This window comes from Enterococcus mediterraneensis (assembly GCF_900604485.1).
Taxonomy (GTDB): Bacteria; Bacillota; Bacilli; order Lactobacillales; family Enterococcaceae; genus Enterococcus_C; species Enterococcus_C mediterraneensis.
Window position 1 is genome coordinate 116,075 of sequence record NZ_UWOP01000001.1, and the last position, 18,610, is coordinate 134,684.

Genomic DNA, 18,610 nt, shown 5'->3' on the forward strand with positions numbered 1-18,610 from the left:
AAGCCGAGAAACTCATTTTTCGATGAGTCCTCGGCTTTTTTTTAGTATTCCATTAATGTCAATGTATCGTATCCTGCGATTTTATCTCGTCCGTGCAGATCCATCAATTCGATCAGAAACGCACAGCCGACTACGATACCGCCTAATTTTTCAACAAGGTCGATCGTCGCTTTCAATGTACCGCCAGTAGCTAATAAATCGTCACAAATCAAGACCCGTTGTCCTGGTTGGATCGCGTCTTCATGCAATGTCAATGTATCAGTACCGTATTCAAGATCGTAAGTCACTTCGATGGTTTTGCGAGGCAATTTGCCTTTTTTGCGGACTGGTGCAAAACCGACACCTAATTCATACGCTACCGGACAACCTACGATAAATCCACGTGCTTCTGGTCCTACTACCATGTCGATCCGTTTTTCTTTTGCGTAATCAACGATTTGTTTTGTCGCTTCCCGATATGCTTCACCGTTTGCCATCAAAGGCGAGATATCTCTGAAAATGATTCCCTCAGACGGATAATCCGGGATACTTGCAATATAGTCTTTTAAATCCATTTATATTCCCTCCTGCATTGTTAACCAAGTTTTGATGGTTGACACATCACTTAGTAATAGAAATTCTTCTGTTCGTATTTTTTTCAACCTGTTTTGATAAGTCGAACTTTCTGATAGTTCTTTTTTCATTGGATTCAACGTTTTTTTCAAAACACCGTCGTTTATTGTAACAAATTCTAATTCAAAAAACACCTGAATCATGAAAATTAATAACTTTTCTGGAATCTTTAAAAATTTTGCCACCATAGGCAGTTTATAGCGGACGTCTACTTTTTCTTGTGTATTAACAAATTTAAAGAGCCGCGCATATTGTTCCCGTGTTCCGATGCCGTCAAGATACGCGTCATCTTGAGCCAGACAAATCAGATAGATCCGCATGATTTCGCTTTGCTGCACGATCGATTTGACTACTTCAGCATCGACCGGGCAATCCGCGATCACCAACTGCTGATAGGTATTACCATCCGTCTGCAATTGGAACTCAGCCAAATCTTTGAAATAGCAAATATCTCCTTGCAAATGTTTGAAAAGTTCGTCAGGGAATTTCTTGCCAAAACTGACGATCAGTGTATTCCCCGAAGTCGCTAATTGCGAATAGGATTTTTTTGCTCGATAATCAAAAATCTGCAAGTCTTTGATCCGAAAATCTTCTAATGTCAGTTGCGGTTTTTTATTACCGTTCCATTGATTTACGCTCAACTGTCCTACCACATCAAATACTTCTTGAAATTCTTGGACCTGAGAACCAAAACCAAATCCGATCACATCTAGTGATGGTTGATCAGGAACTGTTAGTGCCATTTTCAAATGATCATTAGCCGCTCCGATCGTTCTTTTTTCCGGTGCTCGAACGTCAGAAAACATAAAGCGGGGAATCGGATTATCTGTTCCAAAAGGCGCTAGTATATTCAAAGATTCAATGAACGGGATCGTCACATCTGATAATTTCAATTCTTCATCGATGATCAGCTCGCTGCCTTGAGACAAATCAATATCATTTTCGCGAATATAGCGATTGATCCTTTCTTGCAGTTCAGGAAGATTATCTGCTTGCAATGTCAAACCGACTGCCGCATGATGTCCGCCAAAATTGATAAACAAATCCCGCATGCCGTCAAGCATCCCAAACAAATCAAGTGCATCAATACTTCTTCCTGATCCTTTGGCGTTGCCGTCTTCCTTCATAGTCAGTACGATGGTCGGACGTCCGGTTTTTTTCACGATTTTTCCAGCTACGATCCCTAAAACACCTTCGTGCCAACCGGGATGCGCTAATAGATGTACCTCATTTTTCGGATCGATCAATTGAAAGGCTTCTTCAGTGATCTTCTCCACCAGCCCTTTGCGTTCGTTGTTGATATCATCCAACATCTTCGCCAGCCGCTTAGCTTCTTCTTCATCAAAAGTTGAAAGTAATTGGACCGCCGGCTGCGGATCGCCTAAACGACCAATGGCATTCAAACGCGGACCGACACTAAAACCGATGGTACTCTCTGATACGTCGGCTGCTTTTACACCGCTGACAGTAAGCAATTCCCGCAAACCTAAACGTTCAGAATTTTTTATTGCTTGCAGACCAAGAGAAACCAACGCACGATTTTCACCGGTCAAGGAAACCATGTCCGCGATCGTCCCGATCGCCGCAAGATCTAAAAATTCCAGCGGCACTTCATCCAACAATGCAGTTGCAACTTTAAACGCCACGCCGACTCCCGCTAATTCCTTGAAAGGATAATCTCCTGCTGGATGCTTTGGATGGATGATACTAAACGCATCAGGCAGTTCACTAGGCAACTCATGGTGATCCGTCACGATTACATCCACTTGCTGCGAATTGGCATAAGCGATAGCTTCATGACCAGCAACACCATTGTCGACAGTGATGATCAATTGAACTCCGGCATCGATCTGCTCTTGATAGACTCTGAGATTTGGTCCGTATCCGTCAGTGAACCGATTAGGCAGATAATAAGCAACATTGGCTCCTAACAGCTCCAATGCCTCTTTCATGATGGTGACACTGGTGATTCCGTCCGCGTCATAGTCTCCGTAAACCAAGATCCTCTCATCATTGACGATAGCTTCCTGGATTCTTTCCACTGACTTTTCCATGTCGTAAAGCAAAAAAGGGTCGTGAAGGTCTTGCAGCGAAGGATGTAAAAACCGTTCTAAATCTTCCGATGTACGAACACCACGCTGCCAGAGCATCTTGCCCACCATTTGATCGATCTTTCGATCTGATAATTCTTGTTTAAACGCTGTCGAAACTTCTTGCTCAACAGGCAATTTCCATTGATAGTTCGAGTTTCTCACGTAATCACTCCCAACTGTATAAGTATAGCAAAACCCTATTGAAATTGGAAGAAACTACCAACGTTTCATTTTTCTAATGTCACTTAAAACAAAAAAATCCGAACAAAAAGCGCTCTTTGCTGTATCTTGCAATCAACTTCTGCAAAATCGCTCAATCACTTTTTCTGTTCGGATACTGCATTTCCCCTGAAAAAGACACCTCAGCATTCATTCAATTGAAGTATCATCTTTTGTCAGCACATCATTATTTTCTTCAGTGGTACTGGCTTGTTGGTTTTGCCAAAGCCGTTTCTCTTTTTCCAATTCTTCTTGGACTTTTTGTTGAAAATTTTCTTGCAGATTTTGGCGTTCTTTTTTTAGTTCCTTGATCGTTTTTTTCTGCTGATATAACTGGCTTGTCGATGTCAGCAGGATAATGGCAGCTCCTAAGATGGCTGAACCGATGATCACTAAAATCAGCGGCGCTTTAACCTCGCCAAAACCGAAGTTGATGGTCACCGCCATTGTATTGAGAACCGCAAAAAGAACCACGATCAGTACCAGCAAAAATCCTAGAATTGCCCGCCACTGGTTCTTCATTTCGCCACACTCACTTTCTATTGAACAATCCGCCGGCTAAAAAATCACCGATATGCGGAAACAACGTATAAAAGCGGGATGCCGCTTCCATTACTCGTGGACGATTGATCTCACGTCTTGGATGTTCCATGCTTCGAACGATAGTCGTTGCTAATTTCTGAGGTTCTAAAACAAACATCCCCACACTGGCTAAGTAATCACCGGAAGGATCAGCTTTATCAAAAAACGAGGTGCTGATGGGACCGGGATTGACAGTCGTCACATGGATACCCGCCGGCTTCAATTCCAAACGCAATGCATTTGAAAAGCCTAAGACCGCAAATTTCGTCGCTGAGTAGACGGTTGATTTTGGCGTCGCCATTTTTCCGGCCATCGAAGCGACATTGATAATATGACCTCGTTTTTGTTTCAACATCTCGATCACGATTCGCTGCGTCAAAACCATCATTCCCAAAACATTGACTTCGAACATTTCGCGAGCGCGTTTCAAATCAAACTCTGCAAAATTATCAAAAATGCCAAACCCGGCATTATTGACTAAGACATCTACCCGTCCGATTTCTGTGTAGACTTTTTCTAAAAGCTCGTCAACACTGTCAGGATCGCTGATATCTAATGGAAAAGCATATGCCGGTTTATTACTTAGTTGGCTGCATGTTTCTTTTACTTCTTCGATCCGATCACTTCTTCTGGCACAAGTGATCACGATCGCACCTTTTTTGGCGGCTTCGTAACAAATCTGTTCACCCAGACCGCCTGATCCGCCAGTTACTAAAACAACTTTGTCCGTTAAATTCACTCTTTTTCCCCTCTTTCATTAAAAGGAATCTCGATCACATCAAAATCTTTGACGATTTTTGTATTAGGAAAGATCTCTTTGGCTTCTGTTTCCAGACCTACCGCATCTTTTCCTAGATATCGCGCGCTGATATGGGTCAAAAGCAGTTGTTTGACACCTGCCCTTTTAGCGACATCTGCGGCTTGATGGGTGGTGGAATGGAAATAAGCTTTCGCCATCTGCGCTTCATTCTTATTAAAGGTACTTTCATGGACTAAAGCATCTGCTCCTCTCGCAAGTTCAATCGCGCTTTGCGTCCTGCGAGTATCGCCTAAGATCGTAACGATCCGTCCTTTTTTAGCAGCACCGACAAAATCTTTTCCGCTTAATTGGCGACCGTCAGCTAGAGTAACCGTCTCACCTTTTTTCAAACGTCCATAAATCGGTCCGGGAGCAACCCCTAATTTTTGCAGCTCGGCTACTTGCAGTTCGCCTTCATGATCCGCTTCGACTACGCGATAACCATAACTGGTGATCCCATGATCCAGTTTTTGACAATAGACCTGAAACTGCTGGTCCTTAAAGATAAGTCCTTCATTTTCGATCTCAAAAAACTTTATATTATAGCTCAATCTCGTCTGAGAAGTATTTAGCGCTGTTTGAATAAAATTCTTGATTCCTTTTGGTCCGTAGATCTCTAATGTTTCATTGCCGCCTTGAAACGAACGGCTGCTGATCAAGCCCGGCAACCCAAAAATATGATCACCATGCAAATGGGTGATAAAAATCTTCTCGATTTTCCGTGGGCGGATATTGGTACGCAAGATCTGCATTTGCGTGCCTTCGCCGCAATCAAATAGCCAAACGGCATTTCGTTCATCTAAAAGTTTAAAGGCGATACCGCTGACATTTCGATGTTTTGCCGGAACGCCAGCACCTGTTCCTAAAAATTCTAATTCCATTATTTTCCATCTCTCTACTTAGTCATCTTGATGAAAAGAATCATCACTATTGACCAGTATACCATTTTTATTCATCGTTTTCTTGCTTTTTCTCAGGGCCGACTTCTGGTGCAGACGTGTTTTGCTCATGTTCAGCGTCCCAATCTTTTTGGGCGTTTTCTTGAGTCTTTTTCTCTACTTCTTGTGCTTTCTTCACTTCTTCTTCTACTTCATCTAGGTCAAGACGAGTCACACCGCCGCCTAATTCATTGATGATCACTTGATTGATAGGACGATTGTCTTCTTCATCGGCGATCAGGATCAATCCGGTTTGCCCTTCACCGATTTGAGTGATCAGATATTCAAAAACATTTTGCGCATCTTTGATTTCTTTCGCATCTTGCGTAGCGCCGATCATACTGCCGCCAAACCATCCCAAAAGGATTCCCAGCGGTCCGCCTAATATACCTACAAGCATCCCGATCAGTCCGCCTCTGGAAGTTTTATTGCTGCCGGTAAAATCTAGAAAATCATCGATCTTGAAGTTATGATCACCATCAGCCGAGTGTGTGACTACCGCCATCTGTTCCCCTTTGATTTCCCCTCGCATAGCTATTTTTTTGATCTCAGAAAAAGCTTGATATGCTTGAGATTCTACCTCGAAATTCATTACGATTACTCGTTTTGTCATAATATCTTCTCCTTACTGTTTTCTTTCATTTTACCAATAATACGCAAGAATAGAAAAAGAAATCACTTAAAAAGACCGCTATTGACGAAAATACGTCAATAGCGGTCTTTATGCTTTCTGCTGAAAATCAAGCAGAAAAAAGCAGTTCATCTGTTATTCAACAAATTCAAATTCAAAATTACCGATACGAATGATGTCGCCATCTTTCGCACCGCGAGCTCGCAACGCTTCATCTACGCCTAAACCGCGCAGCTGACGTGCAAAACGCATCACTGTTTCATCATGATCGAAATTGGTCATTTGGAATAGTTTCTCGATTTTCGCACCAGAAAGTACCCAAGACGCATCAGGTTCGCGAGAAATCTCAAATTCCGGCGCATCAGCCGTAAAGCCGTAATGTACCGCATCTTCTTCCATTTCATCTTCGTATAATGGGAATTCAGGAGTGACTTCCAAAAGATCCGCTGTCGCATTTAATAATGCATCGATCCCTTTGCGTGTTACGCTGGAAATCGGGAAGATCGGCAGATCATCGGCATACTCATCTGTCTTCTCTTTGGCGATCTGCTCTTTGAATTTTTGCAGGTTTTCTTCTGAATCCGGCATATCCATTTTATTGGCAACAATAATTTGCGGGCGTTCCATCAAGCGCAGGTTATGGGAAGCCAATTCTTTATTGATCGCCAGATAATCCTCGTAAGGATCGCGACCTTCGATACCGCTCATATCGATCACATGCAAAATGACCCGTGTGCGTTCGATGTGACGTAAAAATTGCGTGCCCAGACCGACACCTTGCGAAGCACCTTCGATCAAACCAGGCAGGTCAGCCACTGCATAACTGCGTCCATCTGATGTCGTGACCATTCCCAGATTAGGAACCAATGTAGTAAAATGGTATGCTCCGATTTTAGGACGAGCAGAAGAAATCACTGATAAAAGTGTAGATTTTCCAACTGATGGGAATCCCACTAAACCAACATCTGCCAAAACTTTCAATTCTAATTCGATTTTTCTTTCTTGTCCCGGTTCACCATTTTCGGCCAATTCCGGTGCAGGATTTTTAGGAGATGCAAAACGGGTATTTCCGCGACCGCCGCGACCGCCTTTTGCTACTACTAATGTTTGACCATCAGTGATCAAATCTCCTAATAACGCGCCTGTATCTGCGTCACGAACGGTTGTGCCAGGCGGAACTTTGACAACTGTATCTTCCGCCCCTCGTCCGTGCATCCCCTTACTCATGCCATTTTCACCAGGCTGTGCCTTAAAATGGCGGTTATAACGAAAATCCATCAGCGTGCGCAGACCTTCATCAACAACTAAAATGACATCGCCGCCTTGTCCGCCGTCACCGCCAGCCGGTCCACCGTCCGGCACATATTTTTCTCTTCGAAAAGCAACCATCCCATCGCCGCCTTTACCAGCTTTTACGTCAATGGTTACTTGGTCTAAAAACATGGACATTTCTTGCCCTCCTTACTTCAATTCCTATTTGATTATAACGGAAATCATCCGTCATCGTCTACAAACTATCATTTATCTCTACGACTATCTACGACGCTTCAATGTAACATAAAATAAAGAAAATGGCTAGTTTATTTACTGAAAAATAAAAAACTGCAAGTTAAGCGTTTTGAGAGCAAACTAGTCTTAAACAGTCATTTTTGAGGACTAACAGATATCTCTGACTTGACCGTAAGAATAGTGCCTTCTACTACTTATCATGCAGCTTTGTTTTTATTAATAATCAGCCATCGATCCGATAGATCCGATGTTCTGTCTCGGATTTAGTGACTACGTAAAAGCCCCGTTCCTCTGACCATTCTACATAAACGATGTCTTTCAAGTTGGTATGGCCTTCTTCTTTTAATTTTTCCCTCAACCAGCTTTCTTTTAATCCGTGTGTCTGAAGAACTTTTTTCTGGATATTGCCTTGATCCACCAGCAAGATCGTCATTACTTTGTTATCTTCTGATTCTTTAAGCACGCTGATTTGTCCAGCATTTTCCAACACGACATGTTTTGCGTTTTCCAGTGAGAAGCACTCTGCTTGTCTGAGCATCTCTCTTAATTGTTCCATTTCAATGTGGTTCTTAGAGATTTCTTTCAGATTCAAGACACCGTTTTTAACAAGTACCGCAGCCTCGCCTTTGATCCAGCGGTTGATTCTTTCATTTTTTTGGACTACTTGTTCGATGATATAAATCATCACTGCCCATAAAGCTAAAGCCAAGAGTAAGTGACCGATGTTTACTTTGTCATCGTACAATGATTCTTCTAATATCCCGCCTAATACCAATGTGTAGATCAAATCAAAAGGCGTGATTTCCGATAAAGATTTTTTCCCTATCAAACGAACTACCAATAATAATCCCAATAAGCCAACAACCAGTTTAAGTGCGATCATCCCAAACACTTGAATCCCTCCTCTCCTCCTTACATTTACTATACCATTTATCTAAACGGAGTCTAAGAAAGTTGTTTGTGTAAAGGGCGGGAAGTAAAACAGAATCACCCGAATAAAGTTTCAATTTTTTCGATTAAAAAAACGAAATCTTTGACAAAAAAACGAGTTAGCTTCATTATATTAATATAGTAAAGCCTTTTCAAAAAAGGTTTTATAAAAATTGTTTTAGGGAGGAAGTTTTATGACAGTCAAGGTTGGTATTAATGGTTTTGGACGTATCGGACGTTTGGCGTTCCGTCGAATCAAAGAAGTTTCTGATGATATCGAAGTGGTAGCGATCAATGATCTGACAAGTCCAGTGATGTTGGCACAATTGTTGCAATTCGACTCTACTCACGGTACTTATCCAGGTACAGTGACAGCTACGGATAATTCAATCATCGTTGATGGCGAAGAAACGCGTGTTTACGCTGAGCCTGATGCAAGTAAGATCCCATGGGCAAAAGAAAACGGCGTAGATATCGTTTTAGAGTGTACTGGTTTTTATACTTCAAAAGAAAAAGCTCAAGCCCACTTAGATGCTGGCGTAAAACGCGTCGTGATCTCTGCTCCTGCCGGACAAATGAAAACGATCGTTTACAATGTCAACGACGACACATTGACAGCTGATGATCAAATCATTTCCGCTGGTTCTTGTACGACAAACTGCCTAGCACCAATGGCTTACTTTTTGAATAAAGAATTTGGTATCGAAGTTGGAACGATGACAACGATCCATGCGTATACTTCAACACAAATGCTGTTAGACGGACCAGTTCGCGGCGGCAATCTTCGTGCGGCTCGTTCTGCAGCAGATAACACGATTCCTCACTCCACCGGTGCAGCAAAAGCGATCGGATTGGTTATCCCTGAATTAAACGGAAAACTACAAGGACACGCACAACGCGTACCAGTTGTAGATGGTTCATTGACTGAACTTGTTTCTATTCTGAAGAAAAAAGTTACTGCTGATGAAGTCAATGAAGCAATGAAAAAATATACAGTCGATAATCCTTCTTTCGGTTACGATGATCGTCAAATCGTTTCCTCAGACGTGATCGGTACAACGGCTGGTTCAATCTATGACCCAACTCAAACCGAAGTAACCGCAGCCGGCGACTTCCAATTAGTAAAAACAGTCGCTTGGTATGATAACGAATACGGCTTTACTTGCCAAATGATTCGTTTGTTAGAAAAATTCGCAAACTTATAATCTGAACTCCGTAAAAAAAACAGGCATCTGCTCGTCTTAATGACGTTGCAGGTGCCTGCTTTTTAATGTATCTGATTTTAAAAGTAAATCTTTCAACGATCCTGATCAATATTTCTCTAAAAAGCTTTGGACTTTTTCTTTATACGCAGATGGATCGACAGAAAATGATTTCGCATGCTCGGCTCCATGTACTACCCATTTTTCTTTAGGTGCATCCGTTGCTTGGTAAACTTGTGCCAGCATCGAAGTCGGCACAAAGGTATCTTTGTCGCCGTGGATAAACAGCATTGGTACTTTATTTTTCTTTAACTGCTTGAGGACGTCGGCATCTTCAAAAAAGTAACCGGCACGCAGCTTGGTAATAAGACTGGTAACTTCCATCAGTGGAAAGTCCGGCAGATCGAACAGTTCATTGTATTGATAAGTCAATTCAGCTTTTGCAGAACTATAACCGCAATCTTCTACGATGGATACGACATTTTTCGGTAATTTTTCGCCGCTGGTCATCATAACAGTTGCGGCTCCCATGCTGACACCGAATAATGTGATCTCTTCATTATTGCCGTTCTTTTTAAGGACCTCATTGATCCATCCGACATAATCTTTTCGCTCCGGCCAGCCAAAACCGATATAGTCGCCTTCGCTTTTACCATGTCCTCGCGCGTCAGGGATCAGAACATTATAGCCCATATCGTGATACATTTTGGCATAATCTTTCATTTCTTCAGCCTCTCCCATGTATCCGTGAGCTAAAATCGCCGTTTTATTCTGGTCTTTTTCCGCTGGCAGATAGATAGCCCGCAACTTCAAATCGTCCGAGGAAACTTGATACCAATTCTCCCGCGTTTTCCCATCAAACCATGGATCTTTCTTTTCCGCCGCCTCTGCTTTGGGACTCAAAAAGTCTTTTTCTGAAGGGACGACTGCATAGTTATAGAAATAATTACCGGCAAAGCCCAATCCAATGATCAAAAGAACGATGACAATGCCAATGATTTTATAAATTCGTTTCACGTTTGCCTCCACCAATCAATTGTTGTTAAAAACAGTTTTCAGTATAAAGAAAACTTCAGGCTTATGCAAGTCGATGTTCAATCACAAAATGTTTCTTGTATCTCACGATGATCCGCAAAGATCATCGCAAAATCAGATTCGGTATTTCGAGCACGCGAAAGCGGCAGTTCTTGGATCTCCGCTTCAGAAAAAAAGCCCGCCGCGGATGTTTCAATGGTTTCGAACTCTTTGGGAATCTGGTGCTCTTGCGGCTGGCAGAGAATGAAAAACTTGTAGACATAAGTCAAACTTGCGGGATAATCGTGCTTGCTTTTATCTTTGACTGCCAATAAGCGTTGAGCACAACAGTGGATGTTGGCTTCTTCCAGCACTTCTTTTTCAGCGATTTCAAAAGGTGAATAGCCAATATCCGCCCAACCGCCAGGCAGTGCCCATGTCCCATCGCTTTTTTCTTTCACTAATAATAAGCGGTCTTCAGAAAAAATGACAGCTCGGATATCGACTTTTGGCGTGGCGTAGCCTTCATCGGTTTCCATATAATATCGAATCTTCTCAGCAGGAAGATCTGTCAACGACTGGGTCAATTCAGTTGTGACTTGTAAAATCTGCGTGTATCGCTCTGAATCAAACACGTCTTTTCCATAGGTCAAACCGGTTTGCGCGATGCCTTGTAATTTACTCAACAGCAAAGCGATTTTTTTCTCATCCATCTTCTCACCTCTTCACTATACAAATTAACACATAAAACCTGTCAAAGTATCTTACAAAGTAAAGATAAGAGAAAGCGGCCGCTGCAAAACAAAAATGTTTTGCGGCAGCCGCTTGGTCTTTTAATTCAAGGATCATTCCAATGATTATTTATTTTCCACTAATTTAAAGTTGGACCAAGGTTTAATGAAGTCCAATAAAAACAGTTCGTCATCAGAGATTCGGCCCACAACGTTTACACGACCGTCGTTTTTCATATCTTTCAAAGCGATCTGTGTTTCCCCTTTGTATTGACCGTATTCCACATTATCGATCAAAACATCGCCATGAGTCATATCTTTAGTATTATGAGGAGGAAATTCCTTATCTTTGTAATAAACACGAGTCATAGTAGAACGCAGGATATATTCAGAACGATCCCCACGATAGCTATGCAGATTGTCGAATAGACAAACTCGTTCATTTTCGGTAATATCATCTGCCACATCCACTTTCAAAGTTGGATAAGGAGCGTTGAATGCTTCAGCCATTGCTTTCATTTCTGCTTCAGAAGCATATGCGTTACCGATGGTGATATCATCGATCAGACCAGTTAATACTAAATGTTTCACTTGCGTCGCGATCTCTAAATCACGGTGATCTTCTAATGAACATAATCCGTCTTGTGTCGGCCATGGTCCAAATGTGGCATCATGAGAGTTCACAAAAGCCATTGTATTGATATTATATTTCCGGAATTTTTTCGAACAATAAACAAAGTGATCATAACTTAATCCAGAATAACGATGAGGATAGAAATTATGTGATCCTAGTAATTGATTCGTGTTTGGTGAGTAGCTCATGATATTATCTAAATAATTCGTTCCGCTGCTCATATTGATCTCGATCTTGATTCCATACGGATTACGAGTCATTCGCGCTTCTTCCGCACCTGTAAACCCTACGTCCAGACGAACACCGTCTGCTCCCATGTCTTTAAAGAAAGACAGATCATCGTAAGAAATATCTAACTGATCGAATAACGCTGGATTGATGTCTACCATCACTTCCATATCCAACTGGTTCGCATAGTCGACAACTTTTTTGAATTCAGCTAATACTTTTTCTTTGTCGTCTTTGATTTGTAAAAGGCTGGTAAATACCCGTTTAAAGCCATATTTATGCGCCAAATCCAAATATGCTTTATCCTTTTCAAATGTTGAACGTTCTGGATAAATCGAAATACCTAATTTTCCCATTGTGAATCCTCCTAGTAACAACTATTTGTGAATGCACTTACATTATAACACTCCCAAAAAATTTGGTCTACACCTCTTCTCTTCATTCCTAGAATTTTTAGAAACACTAGCCAGTGTTTTAGTTATTTGATATGCTTAGTGAGAATACAAATGGAAAGGAACATGATATGAAAACAAAACAATGGCTCACTATCGGATCGATTGCGGCAGCTTTACTTTTAAGCGCTTGCGGCAACACTGCTACAAATTCATCAGAAAGCTCCACAACAGAACAAACTACCTCTTCTTCAGTAGACTTTAGTTCTTTAAAGTTGCCTCAATTGAATAACGAGGCAGCTGAAAATGAAGATCTGATCGAAATGGAAACAACAGCCGGCTCCATGAAAATCAAATTATTCCCTGATTTGGCGCCAAAAGCTGTCGAAAATTTTATCACACACGCGAAAGAAGGCTATTATGACGGTCTGACATTCCACCGTACTGTTGAAGATTTCATGATCCAAGGGGGCGATCCTAAAGGTGATGGAACTGGCGGCGAAAGCATCTGGGGCGAAGGATTCGGCACAGAGATCTCTGATGAGCTGTATCATATTCGCGGTGCTCTTTCGATGGCGCAATCCAGCCAGCCTAATAGTATCGGCAGCCAATTTTTCATCGTACAAAACCATGATGACATGTCAAAAGGATTGGCAAAACAATTTACACCGGAAAAAATCATCGAAGCCTATAAAAAAGGCGGCGCGCCAAGCCTTGATGGCCAGTATACTGTCTTTGGGCAAGTAGTGGAAGGATTAGACATCGTTGATAAGATCGCTGAAGCTGAAACTACCGGAGAAGCCAACAGTATGGGTGAAGATTCGACACCAAAAGATCCTGTCAAGATCAAATCTATCAAGATCCTGCAAGAAGCAAAATAAGCAGACGATCATAAATGAACTGATTAAAAAAAGCTTCGAATGACTATTTGATCATTCGGAGCTTTTTCTTTATTAGCGAATATTTTCTGTTTTTTAATCTTTTATCGTTGGTCGCCTACGATGAAAGTAAATTCGCATTCCGCGGCTTTTTCTCCTTCAACGGTCGCTACTGCATTGGCAGTCCCCACGTTTCCTTTGATCTTAGTGATCTCAAACATCAATTTCATCACGTCACCAGGAGTAACTTTGCGGCGGAATTTTGCTTTATTGATACCGCCGATATACGCTGTGCGTCCTAAAAATTCTTCTGATTTCAAAATCAAGATCGATCCGGCTTGCGCCAAAGTTTCAAGGATCAGCGCGCCTGGCATCACAGGATTTCCCGGAAAATGTCCTTGGAAAAAGTCCTCGTTCATCGTCACATTTTTCGTAGCAATGATTTTTTTACCTGGTTCTAACGCATCAACATAATCAATATAAAAAATCGGGTAGCGATTCGGGATCAATTCCATTACTTCAACTTCTGATAAATACTTTTCCATAAGCTCTCTCCTTTGAGAATTCTTTATATTTACTTTGATAATCAAAATAACATAAACATTTAATTCTTGCAAATTATGAATCAATTAGAAAAAATTAGTTTGACAATCAAAACATTTTAGCTAATAATAAAGCAAGGTTGAAAAAAGATGACCTTTTTACTGAAATTATTCATTTTCAAGGAGTGTAAACATGAGCTTTTTAAGTGGAAAAAAAATAGTTGTAATGGGCGTTGCCAACAAACGCAGTATCGCATGGGGCTGTGCTCAAGCTTTACGCCAACAAGGTGCCGAAGTCATCTATACGTATCAAAATGAGCGAATGAAAAAATCTTTAGAAAAACTGTTGGAGGAAAACGAATTTACTGTCGAATGCGATGTTGCCAGCGATGAAAGTATCCAACAAGCCTTTGAAACGATCAAAGACTACGCGGGTGAGATCCATGGTATCGTCCACGCTATCGCTTATGCGAATAAAGATGATCTTTCAGGGGATGTAACAGCAATCACACGCGAAGGATACCAATTAGCGCAAGATATCAGTGCTTATTCTTTGATCGCGGTCACTCGCTACGCACAACCGATCTTAGCGGAAAACAGCGGCATCGTGACGATGTCTTATTTAGGCGCCCAACGAGCTGTTCCTAATTATAATATGATGGGTATCGCGAAAGCTGCATTAGAAGCAGAAGTGCGCTATCTGGCAGCAGAGCTTTCTCCAAAGAATATCCGTGTGAACGCCATCTCAGCCGGTGCCATCAAGACATTGGCAGTTACTGGTGTCAAAGACTACCAAAAATTGATCCAACTTTCTGAAGACCGTACTCCTGACCATGTGGGTGTAACCATCGAAGAAGTCGGCAATTCATGTGCCTTTTTGGTGAGTCCTCTTTCCAGCGGGATCATCGGTGAAGTGATCTACGTCGATAAAGGCGTCCACCTTTCATAATTATTTTCATTAAAAAAATCGGCTGCAGTTTGCTTCTCATTAGATTCACATCTAGTGAGAAAAGCAAATTGCAGTCGGTTTTTGTTTTTATTCAATAAATCAGACTTTTCTGTAACGTTTCAGTCCAGTTATGTTCAAAAGCGTGAAAAATAGTATAAATAGGACTAACACTGCCAAATCTTGCCAGATAGCCGCTATTCCCTGCCCTTTTATCATGATATTGGTCATCGCTCTTCCCGCATAACTCAATGGAAAAATAAAGGCAATATTTTTTATCCAGTCGTTCATGGTATCAAGCGGGATCAATCCAGAGAAAAACAATTGCGGGATAACAACCACTGGAATGAATTGAACCATTTGAAACTCTGAATTTGCAAATGTCGAAACAAAGATCCCCATTGCTAGTGCCGTCAGTGTGATTAAACTATTAGTCAAAAGTACCAGCCACAAATCGCCTACGATCTGCAGATCCAAAACATAGATCGCATAAAAAACGATAAGCAATGTTTGGACAATGGCAAAAATACCATAACCCACCATATACCCAAAAACGATCTCGCTTCTCTTAACAGGGGTCGCCAACAGCCTCTCCAATGTGCCGCTTGTGCGTTCTCTTAATAAAGCGATCCCGGAAACCAGAAAGACGAAAAAGAAAACAAAAAAGCCGATCAGAATAGGCGAGATCTTATCAAAGAAAGTACTGTCTTTATCTCCGTAAACATAGGTGTTTTTTATCGTAAAACTCGGAATAGTCGATGAAGCGTGGTTCTGTTGAGCGTTTTTTTGTATTTCCGCGCTCATTTCCTTTAATCTGTCAGCTGTCAAGCTTTGCTGGATCAATGATTTTATTTGTGCTGTGGTACTAGGATCTTCATTTTCATAGGTTACTTTCAATTCTGAATCATTTCTCGTTATATAGGCATCCAAATCATCTGCTTTGATCATTTCTTTGGCGGATTCCTGATTGTTGTATTTCTTTGTTTTAATATCAGAAGGAAAATTTTCTACTAGGCTGGTTGGGACTGTTTCATCGATCCCGATTTTCACATGGATGTCAGAATTTGTATCGAATACCACATTCATCAATGTCAAAATAAAGACTGGAGCGATCAGCATCAACGCCAACGTTCTTTTATCCCGCACTAATTCTTTTATCACTCGTATGACGATTGCTTTAAACCGGATCATTTGGAAGACACCTCTGCTTTCAAGAATACTTCTTCGATCGATTGGGCGGAAAATTTATCCTTCAATTCTTCTGGAGTACCAAAAGCAAATAACCTTCCATCAACGATCAATCCTACCTGATCACATTTTTCTGCTTCATCCATTACATGCGTGGTAACTATGATCCCTTTATTTTCCCTCGCCAAAGAGCGCAGCTGATCCCAAATATCAACACGCAGCTTGGGATCGATACCGACTGTCGGCTCGTCCAGAATAAGCAGATCCGGATCAGCTAAAAGTGTGATGGCTAGCGACAATCTTCGCTTCATGCCGCCCGAGAAAGTTTTTACCGGCTGGTCCAATACATCAAGAAGATCCACCAATTTCATATTTTTTTCAACGGCTTTTTCTAAATCATCCCCTGTAAGTCCCATAAGATTGCCGAAAAAAATCAAGTTTTCTTTTGCTGTCAGTTCGTTATATAAAGCATCGCTTTGTCCCATATATCCGATTTGTTTTAAAACTTTACGATTAGGCATTTTTTTATGAAAAACGGCTGTCTCTCCTCTATCCAGCTTCTCCATTCCCATCAGACACTTGATCGTGGTGGACTTCCCTGCACCGCTGGGACCAATCAATCCTACGATCCCACCGGAATGAATCTCTAAATTGATATCTTTTAAGACCTCATGTTTAGCAAAGGATTTATATGCGTGAGAAAGACTGGCAATAACGCTATCCTCTTTCATTTTCCTTCCTCCTATCTTCCTGAAAAATAATGGACATACTGTACATTATTTTGTACTCTATGAAGTATAAATTGATTAGATAATTATGCAAGAGATACCTTTAGATAATGAACAAATCGAAAAAATTGATTACTAATTCGCAAAGGAGCAGACCTGATGAAGAAAAAAGACATTCGCTATTATCGAACTCGCAAGAATATTATTTCCGCGATGACTAGATTGCTTAGAAAAAATTATTTTGAACAAATCACCGTAACAACTATTTGCGAAGAAGCGCAGATAAGCAGAAGCGGTTTTTATCTGCATTATCTTGATAAGTATGATCTTGTCGAATCTTATTTGAAAGAATTCATTGATTACGCGAATGAAGTATTCCAAAAACAAAAACAAAAAGATATTGGCGCTTTTTTATTGTACATGCTGACCCACTTAAAAAATGAAGAAGAGCTGCTCTCCTTGCTGCTGTCAAAACATGGTTCAGTTGAGATCCAGGATAAAATCAAACAGATCATGCGGGAAAATGCCAGAAAAAATATCCTGCCTTACCTTACTTTAACTCTTCAAAACGAAATAGAGGAACGATATACATTGGCTTTTTTAAGTAATGCGTTATTGGGGACCTTTCAAGAATGGATCAACTCTGGCCAAAAAGAAACGCCAGAGCAGATGATGCAAATAATCAGACGTCTGATCGGCTATGATTTTAAAAAGATATAGCCTCTTCTTATTTAATTTTTTTTGCAATAAGTTGGTCTAAAAATAAAAACGATTCACAGGTGATTTTTGTGAATCTATAAAATTCAGCTTTTAAGATGGTTTTTTTCATAAAAATTGTTACAATAAAATCAACTTGTTTTTTAGGAGAGATTTTTTATGTTTTTAGCAGCAGTAAGTGAAACCACCGATTCCACCGGTTCAAAAATCACTGAACCAGCAGCGCAACAGTTGAATGCCCTGCAACGCTGGTGGACAAATATCGATTGGGAAGCGATCGTCGGGATCTTGATCCAAAAAGGTCTGATGCTGATTTTCTTATTGATCCTTTTTGGCATATTGTTTCGTTTAGGGGATTTTGTTGTAGACCAAAGCTATCAATCTTACAAGAAACGAAACGTTCTGAACGAAAGTCGTATACATACGATCCATACATTGATCCAAAATATCGTGCATTACACATTAGGCTTTTTCTTCATCTACTCCCTTCTCTCAACGATCGGGGTACCTGTTGGCTCACTATTAGCCGGTGCTGGGATCGCAGGTTTGGCGATTGGTCTTGGGGCGCAAGGATTCATGAATGATATCATCACAGGATTTTTCATTATCATGGAACAACAGATCGACGTCGGTGATTATATTCGGTTAACGAACCTATCGATCGAAGGGACTGTCACTTCTGTCGGCATCCGAACATTACAGCTCAAATCGTTGGATGGGACCGTGCACTTCATCCCTAACCGCAATATCACCACCATCAGCAACACATCACGAGCAAATATGCAGGTAGTTGTCGATGTGCGCATTTTGCCAAGCGAAGGAATTTCGCAGATCCGATCGATCATTGAAGAAACAAATCAGAAGATCAGCGAACTTCATGAAGAAGAGATCCAAACACAACCAAATATTTTTGGTTTAGTGGATCTGGGCAACGGAAACTACGCCATCCGCACCACCATGTATGTCTTAAACGGCAAACAAGGTGTCGTTAAAGAAGACTTTTTAGCAGCTTCTGTGGACGCATTGACCGAAGCCGGCTTTACGATCCCTAATAATCCGATTACTGGACCACTGTAAAATTCAGCGAATAAAAACGC

At 41.2% G+C, this 18,610-nt stretch carries 19 protein-coding genes; 5 read left to right on the plus strand and 14 right to left on the minus strand.

Annotation, left to right across the window (positions count from 1 at the left end):
* Positions 1 to 41 precede the first annotated feature (41 nt).
* From EFB00_RS00570 to EFB00_RS00605, 8 genes are all read right to left on the minus strand, one after another.
* The gene (locus EFB00_RS00570; RefSeq protein ID WP_122645004.1) at positions 42 to 554 is read right to left on the minus strand and encodes an adenine phosphoribosyltransferase; all 513 of its coding nucleotides are present in this window, start codon (positions 552 to 554) and stop codon (positions 42 to 44) included.
* A complete protein-coding gene (recJ, locus tag EFB00_RS00575; protein WP_122645005.1) occupies positions 555 to 2,867 on the minus strand; it encodes a single-stranded-DNA-specific exonuclease RecJ in 2,313 nt (770 codons plus the stop codon).
* A 207-nt stretch (positions 2,868 to 3,074) separates the two neighbouring features.
* Positions 3,075 to 3,446 (minus strand): LapA family protein, encoded by a 372-nt coding sequence (locus EFB00_RS00580; RefSeq protein WP_122645006.1) that lies wholly within the window; start codon positions 3,444 to 3,446, stop codon positions 3,075 to 3,077.
* Between the two features lie 10 nt (positions 3,447 to 3,456).
* Positions 3,457 to 4,245 carry an SDR family NAD(P)-dependent oxidoreductase gene (locus tag EFB00_RS00585; RefSeq protein WP_122645007.1) on the minus strand — a complete coding sequence of 263 codons (789 nt, stop codon included), beginning with the start codon at positions 4,243 to 4,245 and terminating at the stop codon, positions 3,457 to 3,459.
* Entirely contained in the window at positions 4,242 to 5,186 is a 945-nt protein-coding gene (gene rnz / locus EFB00_RS00590) for a ribonuclease Z (RefSeq protein WP_122645008.1), read from the minus strand. Before rnz ends, EFB00_RS00585 begins: the two co-directional genes overlap by 4 nt.
* 67 nt (positions 5,187 to 5,253) lie before the next feature.
* Positions 5,254 to 5,856, minus strand: a complete 603-nt coding sequence (locus tag EFB00_RS00595) for a DUF1269 domain-containing protein (RefSeq protein WP_122645009.1) — start codon at positions 5,854 to 5,856, stop codon at positions 5,254 to 5,256.
* A gap of 153 nt (positions 5,857 to 6,009) precedes the next feature.
* Positions 6,010 to 7,323 (minus strand): GTPase ObgE, encoded by a 1,314-nt coding sequence (gene obgE / locus EFB00_RS00600; protein WP_122645010.1) that lies wholly within the window; start codon positions 7,321 to 7,323, stop codon positions 6,010 to 6,012.
* 283 nt (positions 7,324 to 7,606) lie between these two features.
* A complete protein-coding gene (locus EFB00_RS00605) occupies positions 7,607 to 8,275 on the minus strand; it encodes a DUF421 domain-containing protein (RefSeq protein WP_420889748.1) in 669 nt (222 codons plus the stop codon).
* A gap of 232 nt (positions 8,276 to 8,507) precedes the next feature.
* Between EFB00_RS00605 and gap the strand changes: the two genes are divergently transcribed.
* Positions 8,508 to 9,518, plus strand: a complete 1,011-nt coding sequence (gene gap, locus EFB00_RS00610; RefSeq protein WP_122645011.1) for a type I glyceraldehyde-3-phosphate dehydrogenase — start codon at positions 8,508 to 8,510, stop codon at positions 9,516 to 9,518.
* A 105-nt stretch (positions 9,519 to 9,623) separates the two neighbouring features.
* On the opposite strand, the gene EFB00_RS00615 is transcribed toward gap, so the two are convergent.
* The 3 genes from EFB00_RS00615 to EFB00_RS00625 all read right to left on the minus strand — a co-directional run bounded on the left by EFB00_RS00615 (position 9,624) and on the right by EFB00_RS00625 (position 12,478).
* Positions 9,624 to 10,532 carry an alpha/beta hydrolase gene (locus EFB00_RS00615; RefSeq protein ID WP_122645012.1) on the minus strand — a complete coding sequence of 303 codons (909 nt, stop codon included), beginning with the start codon at positions 10,530 to 10,532 and terminating at the stop codon, positions 9,624 to 9,626.
* A 77-nt stretch (positions 10,533 to 10,609) separates the two neighbouring features.
* Positions 10,610 to 11,242 (minus strand): NUDIX hydrolase, encoded by a 633-nt coding sequence (locus tag EFB00_RS00620; protein ID WP_122645013.1) that lies wholly within the window; start codon positions 11,240 to 11,242, stop codon positions 10,610 to 10,612.
* A gap of 144 nt (positions 11,243 to 11,386) precedes the next feature.
* Positions 11,387 to 12,478 carry a DUF871 domain-containing protein gene (locus EFB00_RS00625; protein ID WP_122645014.1) on the minus strand — a complete coding sequence of 364 codons (1,092 nt, stop codon included), beginning with the start codon at positions 12,476 to 12,478 and terminating at the stop codon, positions 11,387 to 11,389.
* Positions 12,479 to 12,645: 167 nt separating this feature from the next.
* Between EFB00_RS00625 and EFB00_RS00630 the strand changes: the two genes are divergently transcribed.
* On the plus strand, positions 12,646 to 13,395 hold the full coding sequence (locus EFB00_RS00630; protein WP_122645015.1) for a peptidylprolyl isomerase: 750 nt from the start codon (positions 12,646 to 12,648) through the stop codon (positions 13,393 to 13,395).
* A gap of 101 nt (positions 13,396 to 13,496) precedes the next feature.
* Here EFB00_RS00630 and fabZ read toward each other — a convergent pair whose 3' ends face one another.
* Positions 13,497 to 13,937, minus strand: a complete 441-nt coding sequence (gene fabZ / locus EFB00_RS00635; protein WP_122645016.1) for a 3-hydroxyacyl-ACP dehydratase FabZ — start codon at positions 13,935 to 13,937, stop codon at positions 13,497 to 13,499.
* Positions 13,938 to 14,127: 190 nt separating this feature from the next.
* Between fabZ and fabI the strand changes: the two genes are divergently transcribed.
* The gene (gene fabI / locus EFB00_RS00640; RefSeq protein WP_122645017.1) at positions 14,128 to 14,883 is read left to right on the plus strand and encodes an enoyl-ACP reductase FabI; all 756 of its coding nucleotides are present in this window, start codon (positions 14,128 to 14,130) and stop codon (positions 14,881 to 14,883) included.
* Positions 14,884 to 14,982: 99 nt separating this feature from the next.
* Here the strand turns inward: fabI and EFB00_RS00645 are convergent, their stop codons facing one another.
* Both EFB00_RS00645 and EFB00_RS00650 read right to left on the minus strand, forming a co-directional pair.
* Entirely contained in the window at positions 14,983 to 16,071 is a 1,089-nt protein-coding gene (locus tag EFB00_RS00645; protein WP_122645018.1) for an ABC transporter permease, read from the minus strand.
* Entirely contained in the window at positions 16,068 to 16,799 is a 732-nt protein-coding gene (locus EFB00_RS00650; protein WP_122645019.1) for an ABC transporter ATP-binding protein, read from the minus strand. The genes EFB00_RS00645 and EFB00_RS00650 overlap by 4 nt, the downstream gene beginning before the upstream one ends.
* 156 nt (positions 16,800 to 16,955) lie before the next feature.
* On the opposite strand from EFB00_RS00650, the gene EFB00_RS00655 reads away from it, so the two are divergent.
* Together EFB00_RS00655 and EFB00_RS00660 are read left to right on the plus strand one after the other, a co-directional pair.
* Entirely contained in the window at positions 16,956 to 17,516 is a 561-nt protein-coding gene (locus tag EFB00_RS00655; protein ID WP_122645020.1) for a TetR/AcrR family transcriptional regulator, read from the plus strand.
* Between the two features lie 156 nt (positions 17,517 to 17,672).
* The gene (locus EFB00_RS00660) at positions 17,673 to 18,590 is read left to right on the plus strand and encodes a mechanosensitive ion channel family protein (RefSeq protein WP_122645021.1); all 918 of its coding nucleotides are present in this window, start codon (positions 17,673 to 17,675) and stop codon (positions 18,588 to 18,590) included.
* Positions 18,591 to 18,610 lie beyond the last annotated feature (20 nt).